Source organism: Oceanobacillus kimchii X50 (assembly GCF_000340475.1).
GTDB classification, from domain to species: Bacteria; Bacillota; Bacilli; order Bacillales; family Amphibacillaceae; genus Oceanobacillus; species Oceanobacillus kimchii.
Genome location: NZ_CM001792.1, coordinates 2,057,501 through 2,071,300, shown reverse-complemented (window position 1 = coordinate 2,071,300; position 13,800 = coordinate 2,057,501). Strand labels below are relative to the sequence as shown.

At 33.2% G+C, this 13,800-nt stretch carries 12 protein-coding genes and 2 pseudogenes; 13 read left to right on the top strand and 1 reads right to left on the bottom strand.

Going from position 1 to position 13,800, the window contains the following annotated elements:
- The first annotated feature begins 49 nt into the window (after positions 1-49).
- The 12 genes and pseudogenes from C794_RS10920 (at position 50) to C794_RS10870 (ending at position 11,073) form a co-directional block, all read left to right on the top strand.
- Entirely contained in the window at positions 50-1,330 is a 1,281-nt protein-coding gene (locus C794_RS10920) for a bifunctional folylpolyglutamate synthase/dihydrofolate synthase (RefSeq protein WP_017797172.1), read from the top strand.
- Positions 1,331-1,413: 83 nt separating this feature from the next.
- A complete protein-coding gene (locus C794_RS10915) occupies positions 1,414-2,289 on the top strand; it encodes a hypothetical protein (protein ID WP_017797171.1) in 876 nt (291 codons plus the stop codon).
- A gap of 220 nt (positions 2,290-2,509) precedes the next feature.
- A complete protein-coding gene (radC, locus tag C794_RS10910; RefSeq protein ID WP_017797170.1) occupies positions 2,510-3,085 on the top strand; it encodes a RadC family protein in 576 nt (191 codons plus the stop codon).
- A 646-nt stretch (positions 3,086-3,731) separates the two neighbouring features.
- Positions 3,732-4,850 (top strand): hypothetical protein, encoded by a 1,119-nt coding sequence (locus tag C794_RS10905; RefSeq protein ID WP_230199299.1) that lies wholly within the window; start codon positions 3,732-3,734, stop codon positions 4,848-4,850.
- 136 nt (positions 4,851-4,986) lie between these two features.
- Positions 4,987-5,127, top strand: a pseudogene (locus C794_RS20470) (JAB domain-containing protein); the annotation flags it as partial.
- 181 nt (positions 5,128-5,308) lie between these two features.
- Positions 5,309-6,340 carry a rod shape-determining protein gene (locus tag C794_RS10900; RefSeq protein WP_017797168.1) on the top strand — a complete coding sequence of 344 codons (1,032 nt, stop codon included), beginning with the start codon at positions 5,309-5,311 and terminating at the stop codon, positions 6,338-6,340.
- Between the two features lie 17 nt (positions 6,341-6,357).
- Positions 6,358-7,245: a rod shape-determining protein MreC gene (gene mreC, locus C794_RS10895; RefSeq protein ID WP_017797167.1), complete on the top strand. Its 888-nt coding sequence runs from the start codon at positions 6,358-6,360 to the stop codon at positions 7,243-7,245.
- Positions 7,242-7,784 carry a rod shape-determining protein MreD gene (gene mreD / locus C794_RS10890; RefSeq protein WP_017797166.1) on the top strand — a complete coding sequence of 181 codons (543 nt, stop codon included), beginning with the start codon at positions 7,242-7,244 and terminating at the stop codon, positions 7,782-7,784. Before mreC ends, mreD begins: the two co-directional genes overlap by 4 nt.
- Positions 7,785-7,841: 57 nt before the next feature.
- Entirely contained in the window at positions 7,842-8,528 is a 687-nt protein-coding gene (gene minC, locus C794_RS10885; protein WP_017797165.1) for a septum site-determining protein MinC, read from the top strand.
- On the top strand, positions 8,521-9,315 hold the full coding sequence (gene minD / locus C794_RS10880) for a septum site-determining protein MinD (RefSeq protein WP_017797164.1): 795 nt from the start codon (positions 8,521-8,523) through the stop codon (positions 9,313-9,315). The genes minC and minD overlap by 8 nt, the downstream gene beginning before the upstream one ends.
- Positions 9,316-9,443: 128 nt before the next feature.
- The gene (locus tag C794_RS10875; RefSeq protein ID WP_017797163.1) at positions 9,444-10,220 is read left to right on the top strand and encodes a M23 family metallopeptidase; all 777 of its coding nucleotides are present in this window, start codon (positions 9,444-9,446) and stop codon (positions 10,218-10,220) included.
- Positions 10,207-11,073 carry a site-2 protease family protein gene (locus C794_RS10870; RefSeq protein WP_017797162.1) on the top strand — a complete coding sequence of 289 codons (867 nt, stop codon included), beginning with the start codon at positions 10,207-10,209 and terminating at the stop codon, positions 11,071-11,073. The genes C794_RS10875 and C794_RS10870 overlap by 14 nt, the downstream gene beginning before the upstream one ends.
- Positions 11,074-11,207: 134 nt before the next feature.
- Here the strand turns inward: C794_RS10870 and C794_RS21030 are convergent.
- Positions 11,208-11,570 (bottom strand): annotated as a pseudogene (locus C794_RS21030) (DUF2512 family protein).
- A 1,332-nt stretch (positions 11,571-12,902) separates the two neighbouring features.
- On the opposite strand from C794_RS21030, the gene C794_RS10860 reads away from it, so the two are divergent.
- Entirely contained in the window at positions 12,903-13,775 is an 873-nt protein-coding gene (locus C794_RS10860) for a serine hydrolase (RefSeq protein ID WP_017797160.1), read from the top strand.
- The last annotated feature ends 25 nt before the right edge of the window (positions 13,776-13,800 follow it).

The following is a 13,800-nucleotide window of genomic DNA, read 5'->3' as shown; positions in this document are numbered from 1 at the left end:
ATCCTTTCTGCTATAATTATTATATGATGGATTGGAAAGTAGGGAAAGTATGTTATTTCAACAAATAGAGCAATATTTTAATAATAGAGAAACGATTGGGGTTCAACCTGGATTAGACAGAGTGAACAAATTATTGAAGTATGTGAACTACCCAGATAAAAATCTTCCCATTATTCATATAGCTGGTACAAATGGAAAGGGATCAACGAGTCAATTTATTCAATCTGCACTCCTAGCTAATAATTATAAGGTTGGTTCTTTTACTTCTCCTAGCTTTTATGGAATAAGAGGATTTATTCAAATTAATCAACAACCGATATCGGAAAGTGTATTTTCGCATGCTTTTCAAAAAATGTTGCCTGCAATTGAAATGTTAGACAAAGAAGAGAACTCGCCGAGTAATTTTGAGATACTAACTGTATTAAGCTTTGTTTGTTTTGAAGATAATGTGGATATAGCAGTTGTAGAAGCAGGAATGGGAGGAATGTTGGATACTACCAATGTTATTTCACCGATACTTACGATAATCACTACTGTTTCTTATGATCATACTGCATTTTTAGGGGATACATTAGTAGAAATTGCTGAACAAAAAGCGGGAATAATTAAACCATTGATCCCAATGATAACTGGTGTCAGCGGGGCTGCATATGACATAATAGAGAAGAAAACAGAAGAAATGTATTCACCATTATTTGTTTTAGATAAAGATTTCACTTATGAATCTATCACAATGAATCGTTTTATATTTAATATCTCTAAGCAGCAATTTCATATAAATTTAGATATGAGTGGAAAACATCAACACTATAATGCTTCTATAGCCCTTTATGGATTACATTTACTTCGTGAGCAAGGCTGGCAGTTGACAGAAGAAAAAATAATTGAAGGTGTAGAACAAGCTAAATTACCTGGGAGATTAGAGAAAATCCATAATAATCCGTCAATAATTGTAGATGGGGCACATAATCTGGAAGGTATACATGCTTTGGTTGATGCGGTAAAACGACAATATTCCAAAAGCGATCATCATATATTATTTGCAGCTTTTAAGGATAAAGACGTAGAAAACATGATAAATTGTCTGAAAGAAAATCTATCTAACGTAAATGTGACAACATTTGATCATGTTCGTGCTCCATCTTTGGAGGAATTAGAACTTTTAGATACAAATCAACCACAATTATTAGTTTATGATTGGAAAAAATACATCGATACAGCTTTTGAACATAAGAATGAGTGTTATTATATCACTGGATCCTTACACTTTATATCATTAGTAAGACATTATGTAAAAGAACTGCAGCGAAATATGTTGAACGATTCTTAGTAAGAGTGTCAGATTTCGTCTTACTTTTTATATCTCCTGTGCTAGAGTGAGGGACATACTACTGGGCACAGGAGGAACATATTGTGGAGAAGAAGAAACCAATATTAGTAGAGAAAAATGGGAAAAAATGGACGTATAAGTTACCTACAGAGGAATTCTCAAGTTCACCAGAAGAGTCAGCTGCTGCCCAAGAAAAGCATGAACAGGATAAGCTGCCAGTGTTAACCGCTTTAAAAAAATCTAAAAAAGGATTTCCCAATAAAAAAAATCAAAAGTCAATTCAGCTTAAGCCCTTATTAATGGCAGTTATATCTGCAGTAATTATCGGATCGGTTCTTGGGTTTACCTTAATTCGGATGTTTGTCCAAGTAGATTCTCCACCTTCAGCCAATGGGGGTGTTCCAACTGTTGGTGGGATAAATGATGCTGAAACTTCGATGACGGTTACTACAGAATCATATCAAATAGAACCATTGCAATCTTATATTATACAAGCAGGAATATTTTCTGAAGAGGCGAACGCAGTTGAATGGCAAGAGAAATATACCGACTTAGATATAAAAACAATAATTTGGCAAAGGGAAGATCAATATTTTCTTCTAGCAGGAGTTGCTCCGACAAAAGAATTGGGTCAATCTATATCAGAGTCTATAAGTCAACAAGGTAATGTGGATCTATACGTAAAAGAGTGGAGTACCACTGAAGGTGAAGTAGAGTTAACAAAAGAAGAAGTACAATGGATAGATTCATTTCATTCTTTTTGGCAGACGGAGTTAACAAATCAAATGAATGCAACAGATCCAATTACTAGTGATAAAATTCAACCATTAATAGAGAGTGTACCGAAAGAAACACATTCAATAAATAAATTGGTAGAAACTTTAAATGAAACAAGTGGAGAACCTGCTTCTCAGCAACTGTTAAGATTAATGCATGAGTACGAGATTCTACAAAAATAATATTGAGCTTGTGAGGAAAGATATAATTCTTCACAAGCTTTTTTGATGTGATTCAAATTAATATGGAATTATATAATTTATATTTTTAACTATATTTCTTTACAAGTTTATTTAAGATAAATACTCTTTATTGGTTAGAAATTCTAATGTGAAATACTATTTTTTATATTTGTTGTTACTCTCTACTACCGATATGCTATACAAAGAAAGGAGGGAGAGGATGAAAACGTCGGTACTAACAATGAAAAGTGTACCAAAAGAAGATCGACCTAGAGAGAGATTACTAAAACATGGAGCATCTCATTTATCGAATCAAGAAATACTATCCATTCTAATTGGTAGCGGAACAAAACAAGATTCAGTGAATGTATTATCAAATCGAATTTTAATGCATTTTGAGGGTATGAAATTATTAAGAGATGCGACTATTGAAGAACTTATAGCAATTAAAGGCATAGGTACAGCGAAAGGACTTATCATTCTTGCTGCTATCGAGTTAGGGAAAAGATTGAATGCCTATAAACCCGATGGTCCTTATGTTATACGTTCTCCGGAAGACGGTGCCAACTATGTTATGGAAGAAATGCGTTATTTAAGTCAAGAACATTTTGTAGTCTTATTCTTAAATACTAAAAATCAGATTATTCATTATCAGACAGTCTTTATAGGTAGTTTAAACGCTTCTATAGTACATCCTAGAGAGGTTTTCAAAGAAGCAGTTAAACGGTCTGCAGCTTCATTAATTGTAGCCCACAATCACCCGAGCGGTGTGCGCCTGCAAGGTGTTAGTATATAGTGATACCAGAAAGTATCTAGAACTCCTTACAATGTTCTATGATCAGCATCTTACCTTGAATGGGAAACTATTTAGGGGACAATAGCATGATGTGAAAAGGAGGAAAAAGTAATCATTTTATTCTTTTGTCCTTCAGATCAAGTGATGCATGGTAAAAGCTAAATTGCTTGAACCCAAGATGAAGGGATAGTGGGTGTGTAACTATTAATATTATAGTTGGGATATTATGAGACTAGAATTCACCGCTTTCTAACTCATTGTAAGGATTATCCTCCCATCTTCAGTAAGAAGAAACCATCGAAATGGGTACCTAAATATCACGTATCTATATATTGACATAATACAGGGATTGCCTAAGTGCATATTAATTTTATGGCATATGGTAACGGAGTCTTCATAGTACTCAATGTTAGCTTGTAATAAGTTTGGCAAGGGGAAGGAAGACAGGTTGAAATACGTCTAGACGAAAGGAGTCATGAATATGACGTTTCATCCATTTCCTCAATTGGACGTAATACAAAAAGCATCACAAAAGGGAAGGATATTATTCGATTGTTACCGGTTATTATATAAGGAAGACTTTTGGCAAATAGTGATTCGGCGTTTAAATCTTCTAAGTTACTTACAAAACTCAATTGTAAATAACATGATAAAAGAAATTATTTATGAATTAAGAATAGGAAAATTTCGGTTTTCGAATACCTCAAAATTAAATAACCACCTCCATACAAAGGATTCATTAGTCAAAGAGGCCGTAGTTGTAATATTAGAGTATATCTATCCAATGAAGGGCTTCGATCAATCCTCACTTCCAAAAACAGATCCTTCATTTTTCACCCTCCAAAAATTAATAACATGGGACAATATGAAGTGGTTCATAAAAATATCTTTTGATAAAATCATATATTCAGAACAATTTATTGAGTTTGTAATGACTATGATTAAAGGAAAGGTAAATGATCACAGATTTATTCAACTTGTGTTTTATGCATCAATGATGAGTCAACAAAAGCATTGTCACACATATACCTATCCCATGAGTAAATTAGCAAATCTTATAAAATATATTTTTCAGGAGTCTATTGTACAAAACATACAAGATATAATTAAAAGAAATAATGATTCTCCTATCAAATTAGTTTATAATAGAGCGGAGTTGCTTATTGGTATAAACGACACAAAACCTCATGCACTTAGTTTGCTTAGAGAAATTAATGATGAGCTTGTCCATGGGTATATTCATTTTTTCTGTAATATACAATTAAACTTATATCACATAGGAGATAATATTGATTTTCAAAAATATCAACTCTTACCTAAAGGTGCCTTCGGATCAAATCCTGATAAAAATCAGCGACTAAGGTTGATCGTTCCGAAGAAACAAATGAACCAATGGGTATCTCGAAATGAATATGGTGATTTGCAAGAATACATTTCTTTAGCTAGAAGAAAGCTTTTATATTTTTCTGATCAACGAATTTTAAGAATATATAATGAAGAACTTATCTCATTTGCCAATCATTATGTTTTTGCTGCAAATTTTAATGATATTGAAAAAATAGTTCATTTAGCAGAAAGCAGCTTTTTAAAAACTCTTGCTTTTAAATACAAGACTACATCGAAACAAATTGCCTTTTCTTTGAAACAAAAAAATCAACATGGAAGAGTCGGTCTTGTGTGTAAAAGTAATTTCCACATATTTATTAAAATGCATCATCTGAAGTTATATCGGAAGAAGATTCTTCAGATAATCTCAAACATGTAATACAAATCCTTTCCTGTGGACTTGTTTTTATTCAACTGGCGAGCCGTATACGCTGAAAGGTGTACGTACGGTTCTGAGGGAGGGGAAATAAAACCTTCTAATATTAATGTAGAAAGGCGTATTTTTCCTACCCTACGATCCTACACCGTCACAAGAAGATATCCTAGTGACGAAACGTTTAGTGGACTCTGGTAAATTAATCGGAATTGAAGTATTAGACCATCTCATTATCGGCGACAAAAAATTCGTATCCCTAAAAGAAAAAGGTTATTTGTAAATACTATCTATTTTATAAGTTTTTTCGTATAATTAAATAAGGATTGATAAATTTAGCGCCATCTTTCATTGTTAGAAAGGAAGAGGCGCTTCTTATCATTTATAATGAATGTAAAAATAGTGAAAAAAAGCGTGATACATAAAGAAAATAGGAATTGATGGAAAGGGAGATAGACTTGGGTATGTTTAATTTTTCGCAGGATTTAGGCATTGATTTGGGTACAGCTAATACACTAGTTTTTGTTAAAGGAAAAGGAATAATTGTCCGGGAACCATCTGTGGTAGCAAAAAATTTAGAGACAGGTAGTATTGAGGCTGTAGGCCGTAACGCACGAAATATGATTGGAAGAACTCCAGGAAATATTTCTGTTATTCGTCCTATGAAAGACGGGGTAATTGCAGATTATGATACAACGTCCGTAATGATGAATTATTACATGAAAAAAGCAATGAAAAAACGTTCTTTATTCGCAAAAAAACCTAATGTTATGGTTTGTGTTCCTTCTGGAATTACAATGGTAGAGGAACGTGCAGTAATTGATGCAACAAAACAAGCAGGAGCAAAAGAGGCTTATCCAATCGCAGAACCATTTGCTGCAGCTATTGGAGCTGGTTTGCCAGTTTGGGAACCGACTGGAAGTATGATAGTAGATATTGGTGGTGGTACTACTGAAATAGCAGTAATATCACTTGGAGGTATTGTAACCAGTGAATCCATTCGTATTGCCGGTGATGATATGGACGAAGCCATTATTAATTACATTCGCAAACATTATAATTTAATGATAGGGGAACGGTCTGCTGAATCAATTAAAATGGATATTGGTTCAGCAAAAGGTGGAAAAAATGCTGAAGAAATGGATATTAGAGGAAGAGACTTATTGACGGGACTTCCCAAAACGATTACAGTAACATCGGAAGAAATATCGAAATCATTGGATGATACAGTAGACTCGATTGTAAATGCAGTAAAATCGACACTGGAAAAAACTCCTCCTGAACTATCAGCAGATATTATGGATCGTGGAATTGTACTTTCTGGCGGAGGGGCTCTTTTAAAAAATTTAGATCAAATAATTAGTGATGAAACAAAGATTCCAGTATTCGTTACAGACGAACCTTTAGAAAGTGTCGCGATTGGTACTGGAAAATCTTTGGAGTATATCAATCAATTTAGAAATAGCCCAAGTGTGTCTGCTCGTCCGTTAAATTAATAAGTAGGTGTGTTAATATGCAATTTTTACGTAGCAAAAAACTATTCATTATCCTAATTGGAGTAATTGTCTTAGTTGCTTTAATCGGGTATTCCTTAAGAGATAGAGAAAATATGAGTTTTGTTGAAACAATGATCAATGATACAGTGGGGTGGGTGCAAAATACGATTCATGCACCAGTGTCCTTTGTAACAGGTATCATCTCTAATATTGATGATATGAAAAATACTTATGAAGAGAATCAAGTTTTAAGAGAGCAAATCGCACAACAAAATTCTCTATTATATGACGTTCAAAAATTAGAAGAAGAGAACGAAGAACTGAGAGAAATAATTGGTATGACTGAAACGGTTAGAGATTATGAACCGATCCACGCGTCTGTAATCTCCCGTTCGCCGGAACAGTGGATGGATCAAGTGACTATCAACCGTGGATCTGACCATGGAGTAGAAGCGAACATGGTTGTGATTACTGCTGATGGAATGATAGGTAAAGTGTTACAGATTTCCAATGTTACAGCAACCGTACAACTTTTAACTGGTTTTGATGAATTCAATCGTATTTCAGCTACGATCACAAAAGAAGATGATCAAGATGTTTTTGGAATGATTGAAGGTTTTGACAAAGAGTCAAATTCTTTACTATTCCGTATTATTGAAGAATCTGAGAAAAACGTGGAAGAAGGAGATATTGTATATTCTTCTGAGAAGGGTGGAAAATTTCCTGCAGGTTTAAAAATCGGCGAAGTAAAAGAAATAGTATCCGATCAATATGGTCTTACTCGAATTGCTATGGTTGAACCAGCTGCTGACCTTTATGATATCAACAATGTCATTGTCGTAGATCGTGCTATAGAACAACCACAAGAAATGGAAGAAAATGCAGATGAGGAGGATGAGTCTTGATTAGGCGCTTTGTATTACCTCTCATTTTATTTATAATAATTGTATTAGAAGGGGTAGCGCTAGAGCTACTACCACTGCAATTATTATCGGGAGATTATTTCATCGTACCTCATTGGTTATTTATCTTTTTAGTTTATATAGCTGTATTTTTTGACCATAACGATACGTATTATTCTGTATTATATGCATTAATTTTCGGTTTGCTTTTTGATATTGTTTATACAGGTATTCTTGGAGTCTATATGTTTTCTTACGCGTTAGTAATTTATATTGTTCATGGCATTAAAAAAATGTTGCAGGGCAATTTCTATGTTCTATTATTACTAGCTACGTTTGGTATTGTATTAATAGAATTTACGATTTATGGAATTTTCTCTGTTGTTGGAATGATAGATATTTCATTAGAAAGCTTTATTCTAAATCGATTAGCTCCGACCATCTTATTAAACCTTGTCTTTTTAATTGTTATTTATCCATTTTCATCAAAAAGACTGGAAAAATGGAAAACAGAAATTCCACTCGGAGAACGAATGCGTTAAGTGAGATATAGGATATATATATCATTAATGTAGTGTGAAAAATGAGGTGATTAGAGAGTGCAAGATCTAAAACAAATCATTACAATTAAAGGTACCAGAGATGGATTAAGTCTATTTATAGATGAAGATGCTTCATTTCAAGAGATTTTAAAGGAGTTAGAAGAGAAAATTCAGTATAGTAAACCAAAACAAGACGAACCTGTTGTTTCTGTTAAAGTTAAACTAGGAGATCGATATGTAAGTGAAGAAAAAGAAGAGCAGATTCGCCAAATTATTACAACTGATCAGCGATTTCAAGTGATAGGGATTGATTCAAATCTGATTCCTATCAACGACGCTAAGAGGTGGATGGACGATAGTGAAGTTAAAGTTATTAACCGTGTAGTTAGATCAGGACAAATACTAGAAATTCAAGGAGATCTATTACTGGTTGGTGATGTAAATCCTGGTGGTAGAGTTGTAGCAAGTGGAAATATTTATATAATGGGTAATCTGCTAGGGATTGCTCATGCAGGTTATTATGGGGATAAAGATGCTTTTATAGTAGCTTCATATATGAAACCTACACAATTGCGAATTGCTGACTATATAAGTCGAGCACCTGACTATGAATCTGATGGTGTTTATATGGAATGTGGTATTATTGATACAGATCAAGATAAAATCACTATCGATTCCTTAAAGGTTCTTTCAAAAAAACGGAAAGAAATAAGTGGATTTGAGAGGAGAATGAATAATGGGTGAAGCTATCGTAATTACTTCTGGTAAAGGCGGGGTAGGAAAAACAACTACTTCAGCGAATATCGGAACTGCCCTAGCATTAATGGAGAAAAAAGTATGTTTGATTGATACAGATATTGGACTTAGAAATTTAGATGTTGTAATGGGGTTAGAAAACAGAATAATCTTTGATATTGTCGATGTTATAGAGGAAAGATGTAAATTAAAACAAGCTCTCATAAAAGACAAGCGTTTTGATTATCTAACGCTTTTACCGGCAGCGCAGACAAGTGATAAAACCGCTGTTACGATTCAAGGTATGAAAGAAATAATTACAGAGTTAAAACAAGAATATGATTATATTATAATTGATTGTCCAGCAGGTATAGAGCAAGGTTTTCAAAATGCGATTGCTGGAGCAGATCGAGCGATAGTAGTAACTACTCCAGAAAAATCCAGTGTTCGTGATGCAGATCGAATTGTAGGTTTATTAGAAAAAGAAGATATGAAAGAATCACCTAGATTGGTTATTAATCGTATACGCAATCATATGATGAAAAATGGTGACATGTTAGATATTGATGATATCGTAAATTTGCTATCTATTGATTTAATTGGCATCGTTGTGGATGACGATGAAGTAATTAAAGCATCTAATAATGGAGAACCAATTGCGCTTCATCCAAATTCTAAGGCTTCCATTGCTTATCGAAATATTGCCAGAAGAATATTAGGAGAGACAGTCCCATTACAAGCACTTGATGATGAGAAAGGTATTTTCCAACGTGTAAAAGAGTTTTTTAAAATATAAACTATTGTAAACACTTCAAAACAGTGGATATGTTTTGAAGTGTTTTTTAATCTATATGATATTCCTGTTCATACAATGTGATGCTTGTACATATACATGGTACAAATCAAGTGAAGGAATGTGAGGCTATGGATAAGGATATTCAAAAGATTAGAAAATCAATTGAACAGCGAAAAAAAGCAAGAGGAATAAAGACTGACCAATCCAAAGGGAAGGACTACCTCCGATCGCATGCTCTCCCAGATACGGAAGAGTTACATGGGTATTATCCTGCATTTCCAACTAGTACTAATCAAAGTAAAACAAGCAGTTCATCTCCAGTTGCAAAATATGCGGTAAAAGCAATATTATCCCTTATGCTTTTTCTTGGAGCGGCAATTATATGGGAATCAGAATCGCCTGCTTTAAACAAACCAAAAGCATGGGCAGCTTCTGCATTAACCGATCAATTCCCTTTTGCTAAAGTAAATGTTTGGTATAAAGAAGTATTTGGAAGACCTCTTTCCTTGACACCAAGTGTCGTGACTGAAGGAGACGATTCTCAACCAGTAGCTCTACCAGTAAGTGGAAATATTTCTGAGTCATTTGAAGCGAATGGAATTGGCATAAAGATTGATCCAGGACAATCAACCAATGTAACTGCAATAAATGAAGGGGTGATTGTTTTTGCAGGAAATGATACGAGTACAGAAAAAACAGTGAAGGTTCAACATTCTGATGGATCAATATCTCATTATGGAAATCTAAGTTCAGTTGATGTTCATCTATATCAATTTATTCAAGCAAATGAGTTGGTAGGAACTTTTACACCTACTACAGAAGAACAATCAGTTTTCTTTTCGATAGAGAAGGATAATCATTATGTAGACCCGGCACAGGTGATTCAAGTTGATGACAATAATTAATAGATGGATACCACCCATTCGTATACATCCCATCTTATTAATATTCATTATAGTGTCTTTCTTAACAGGTACTATTATGGAAATGGCGATTATTTTTTTTCTCGTTCTTTTGCATGAACTCGGGCATTTTTTTGCAGCTGCGTACTATAAATGGAGAATTCCCTTAGTTATTTTGTGGGCATTTGGTGGAGTAATGAAAACCGATGAACATGGAAATAAACCGATTCGAGAAGAGTTAGTTGTAACTATTGCGGGTCCTTTTGTTCATATTCTTATTTATGGTGGGTTAATTTTTGTGAACGGGTTTCAATTATTACCAGAAGCTTTAATTTCTTTAATTTTCTATTATAATTCGATGATTCTTTTGTTTAATTTAATACCTGTTTGGCCATTGGATGGCGGTAAATTATTATTATTACTTTGTTCGTATTTATTTCCTTTTAAAGGGGCATACCATTTTACGATCATATCATCATTCGTTATGATAGCAGTTGTTGTTGCCCTACAATTATTGTTCTTGCCTTTTACGTTGAGTGCATTTTTTGTGTGGGCGTTTCTATTTGTAGAAAATTGGAGAGAGTGGAAGCAACGTTTCTATGTATTTATTAGATTTTTACTTCATCGATATGAAGGAAAGCATATTGTTCGTTCTGTAAAGCCTTTATATGTGTCTTCTGAAAGTACATATGGTGAAGTGTTGTCGTTTTTTCATCGTGAAAAAAAACATCCAATCTATATAAAATATCCAGATGAATCGAGAATTTTTATAGACGATAGTGAATGTCTAGAACATTATTTTCAAGAGAATCAGATTAAAGGTAAAATTGGCGATACATTTTTTTATAAGTGTTGATTTCCATTGAGGGTGGGGAAGAGTCTAGGAAATTTAACATTAATGATAAAAAATGATGAACAGCACACTCCCTAAAGAGTATGCTGTTTTGTAATTACAAGTGGAAATCTAAGTTTTTAACCAAAGGGTAGGTATTACTTATCGTTGTTATTGTTTTCATCTAATTGGTCTTGTCCTAATTCATCAGATGCCTCCGTTTGGTATTGAAGATTTCTAGGCCCCGAGTTACTCCGATCATTAGGTAACACATTGTTTCCTACATAGTGATGGAAGACTGCATCAAACAAACCTACCAATATCGCAGCAATTTAAAGAAGCTGTAAATCCACTATCTGCCAATGTCATACCATCATAAAATCAATGAATAATCGCGCTAATACAAAATCTACAATCGTCGTCACTGTATTATTCATTCTTGGCAGAACCAACATGTCACCAATTAAATAGGCAACTATTTCTAATACTGCAGTTAAAAGGAAAACCTCGCCGAATGTCATTTCAAATATTAATCCAAGGACGATATATAGAAGAACTAGTGATCGAACAAACTAATTAATAAAGAGTTTACATGTTTCATGATGTACTCCCTTCTCCAAATTTGTATTGTTTAGATAGTGAACGGATTTAATCTTTCATTAAAGAAAGGTGTAAGGAGAAGTATTGTTAAGTCCGATATGCAAACAAAATATTTTTTCGTAAGTCATCAGTATTAAAAAGGAAGGCAAAAAGAGGGAGCTAGAGATTTCAACAGCTATTCTCGATTCGTCTTCTCTCGTCTAATTAAATGAAGAAGTCATCATGTTAAAAATAGAGAGTCGTTATTTTAAGCAAAAAGTGTTCAAACGTACTTGACGGTTACACTTTTACATAAGTCTATTTATTCATTTTTTATGAAAATAGAAATTAGTTATATTATGTAGTACTTTTTTTCTATAGTAAATTGGAGCATTTTTATGGATTTTCTTCTATTGATGAGGTTTTATAACCTACATCAATAAAATATTTTGAGGCTCAGAAAGTTAGAGATATATATAAATGGTAAAAAAGCCCAATTTTAACCAGGTAGAAATAGACCTCTTTTTTAACCATTTTTTAAATTAATTTAATGGAAAAGTATTAGTTTTTTCCATTTACATCATAAATATTCTCACTATTTTAAAATTTCGTTTTTTACTAATAATTAAATAGAAGTTATAATCTGAAAAGATAGTATATTTCATTAATGTTACATTAGGATGAATTATTTGTTGTTTTTTTCACAAAAGGATAACTTTCTTAGTAAAATGCAATCCATTACAATCAATCAACACATCAACCTCTACCAATCACAAAATAATTACTCTACCTTATTACAATTAATTACGATATATATGTCTACGGTGAGGCGAGTAATCGCAATAAAAATACTTTGCTTTTGAATGGATTAAACATAAAGAGAATAAAAAGCAATGCTTCCGCGTTTTGTGAAGAATGATGACAGGCACAATCCCAGTCGTCTCTACTCCCACTTCAAAACACAAATGATAATGAAATAAAATATAGATAATGCCAACACCCTCATTAGATTATCTACCAATCTGTGGTGAATGATATTATACACGGTGTCTGACATTAATTTTCACTAGATTTACATTTTAAGTTGGAGGTGAATTTTGAAACGTCTAAATTACGAACGGAGGTGATAATTAAAATATATAATCAATTTTCTGTTTAAAGGAACTAAAATCTACAAAGGATGCTAAAGAGTTGTAGTGGCTTTTATGTGGCAGTCGGTATATGAAGAATTTTGAAATTTAATCATAAAAACTTATAGAGAGGAGGTTTTTAAATTGGTAAATAAATCTTTGAAAAACAAGCTATCACTTATATTATCAACGTTTCTCTTTAGTTTATTCATAGGTCTGTCAATCAATGGATTTGCTAGTGAAAAAAGCAGCGGATTTTCATCGTTGGAAGAAGATGTTGAATCTATTATTGGGGATAACACAAACTATTCTGTATTTATAAGTACCAAAGACGGAGATATAGGAATTGAGGAAGAAAAGGTATATTCTTCTGCAAGTACGATTAAAGTGCCAATTTTAATGGAAGCATTGCTACAAGGAGAACAAGGAATTATAAATTTAGATGAAAAGATTACAGTAAGTGATTCTGATATCACTTCAGGTGGTGGAATAATCCGCCATATGTCAGCCAATCAAACCCTTTCTCTTAGAGACTTATTATATCTAATGATTACACAATCAGATAACACAGCAACAAACATGATTATAGAAAGGGTTGGAATGGATTCTGTAAATCAGACTATAGCAGAAATGGGGGCTGAAGATACAATACTCCAAAGATATATGATGGAATCTGTTCGACCAAATGATAACCTTACATCAGCCAAGGATATGGCAACTATAATGCAGTCTGCATTTGAAAGCGATATATTAAGTTCTGAAAATAAAGAGGAATTTTTACGAATAATGGGAGAAGGAATATTAAGCCATTATAGAAGTGATCGTCATAAAGATATTAGTAATTATAGTAAAGGGGGTAGCTTAGGAAGCACAAATGTCAGACATAATATCGGCATGTTTACTTATCAAGATGAAGTCGTATATGTGTCTGTAATGTCAGAAGACGCAGAATTAAAATCATCACGTATAGTTATGGCAGAAATTGGAGAGCGTGTAATGGATTATATAGTCGAATAAAAGTATTGTATTATTCATTTCCAAT